This window comes from Cypionkella psychrotolerans (genome assembly GCF_001294535.1).
In the GTDB taxonomy this organism is placed as follows: Bacteria; Pseudomonadota; Alphaproteobacteria; order Rhodobacterales; family Rhodobacteraceae; genus Cypionkella; species Cypionkella psychrotolerans.
In genome coordinates, this window is sequence record NZ_LGIC01000030.1 from 1 (window position 1) to 1,895 (window position 1,895).

General features: G+C 55.9%; 3 protein-coding genes. All 3 read left to right on the forward strand.

The genetic code is table 11. From position 1 onward, the window contains the following. On the forward strand, window positions 1-517 hold a 517-nt coding region (locus AKV04_RS05135; protein ID WP_054005388.1), incomplete at its 5' end, for an IS3 family transposase. Window positions 518-550: 33 nt separating this feature from the next. Continuing rightward, complete coding sequence (locus tag AKV04_RS26050) at window positions 551-1,540, forward strand: hypothetical protein (RefSeq protein ID WP_054005389.1); 990 nt, start codon at window positions 551-553, stop codon at window positions 1,538-1,540. Further along, window positions 1,495-1,895, forward strand: a 401-nt coding sequence (locus AKV04_RS05145) for a helix-turn-helix domain-containing protein (protein ID WP_156317382.1), incomplete at its 3' end; no start/stop codon positions are given. The genes AKV04_RS26050 and AKV04_RS05145, both read left to right, overlap by 46 nt.

Genomic DNA, 1,895 nt, shown 5'->3' on the forward strand with positions numbered 1-1,895 from the left:
GTTTGATGTCGACGCTCCGGACCAGTTCTGGGTCACAGATATCACCTACATCCGCACCCACGAGGGCTTCGTTTATCTCGCAGTTGTCATCGATCTATTTTCTAGGCGTGTTGTTGGGTGGTCCATGCAGGGTCGGACCTATACGGATCTGCCGTTGCAAGCCCTTCTGATGGCCGTCTGGCGCCGCAAACCGAAGACCAAAGTCCAAGTGCATTCCGACCAAGGCTCACAGTTCACCAGCTATGAGTGGCAGGAGTTCCTCGAACAGCACAATCTGACGCAAAGCATGAGCCGACGTGGCAACTGCTGGGACAACGCCGTCGCCGAAAGCTTCTTCAACCTGCTCAAACGCGAACGCATCCGCCGAAGAAAGTATAAAACCCGCAAAGAAGCCCGCCAGGATGTGTTCGACTACATCGAGTTCTTCTACAACCCGCAGCGCAAACACGTTAGGAACGGAATGCTGTCGCCGATCGCATTCGAGCAGCAGCAAAAACTGAAGCTGCAAGGTGTCTAGGAAACTCGGGGCTATTCACTGAACAGGGAGCGCATGCCAAGAATCTTCTCCCTTGAGGACAACCCGTTTCACACGCTCAAAGCAACTTATCGGTCGACGGTGACCGATATCTCTCATCTGGTTGAAGATGCGGAGTTGGATGGTGTATTTCCGGAAGAGGAACTACAAAAAGCAAGGCAAGCGCTCGTTACGCCTCGGACGCGTCTCAAGCATGAATTGACTTGGTTGCCCGAGCTAAGCCAGATTCAGGCGGCCAAGCTCTTTGAACTCCTGCGCAAACCGGATCCATCGACTGTCCTTTCACTAATTGACCCTTTCTCGGAACTGGCGAGTGCCAACGTCGCCGCACACTTATGCTCCCATGGGCATTCTTCGGTTGAAGTAGTGCGTTCCTTGGCTCGGTCATGGGATGAGATTGATGAAGCGCGCACCCTGACGTCCATCAATGAGGGGCGTCGATTGTCAGGTTTTCCCAAAGTCGAGGGGCTTCAGGTTAGCGAAACGTTGCGCGACATTCGTCAGCGTCATGCCGCAGCTGCTGCTAACTGGATTTGGACGCTCGCGGCGCCTGGATCCGCAATGAACATATTTGTAGAGCAAGAACTCAAGAGAAATCCTGAGGGCCAATTTCTGCGACACTTGGTCGAGATATACGACAAGGAAAGTGAACCACAGCTTGCGATAATACAGGATTCTATTGGAGCTGCGATCGCCGCGGCCAGAGAGGTCACTAATTTCGTATCGGCTCAAGTCCGAAATATATCAAAGATGCTGGAGGGTTGGGACGCAATCAATCAGCCGGTCCAAGTGTATCTTCAGTTTAGGGGACAAGAGGAGGGTCGCTCAAAGAAGATATACGAAATGGTTCGAGATTTGTGTCTAGAGTTGGCAAACGTCCATGATCGTTACGATGAGGCACTGCTTAGGCTCAAGTTTCGAGTGCAACACCCAGCGCCCGCAGGGCATAGGATGTTGCGATGGACAGACGATACAAGCACCTCAACGGCGAGGAACGTGGCGTGATTTTGGCGGAGCATCGGCGCGGGGCAAGCCTTGGGGCGATCGGGGCGTTGCTGGGGCGCAGCGCCTCGACCGTCGGGCGGGAACTGGGGCGTGGCCGTCCGGAGGGAGACCCCGCCCGGCCGTATTGCCCGCAGCTTGGCGCGGACCGATACCGGGTGCTGCGCAAGCGGTGCGGACGGCGGCAGAAGCTGGTCAAGGGTGGGTGGCTTCATGACTTTGTGCGGGGCAAGCTGGTCCACCGGCGCTGGTCTCCCGAGCAGATTGCGTGCAGGCTCAAGTCCATGCACCCCGACGATCCAACCCGTCTGATCAGCCATGAGACGATCTACGCCGCGATTTACGCGCAGCCGAGGGG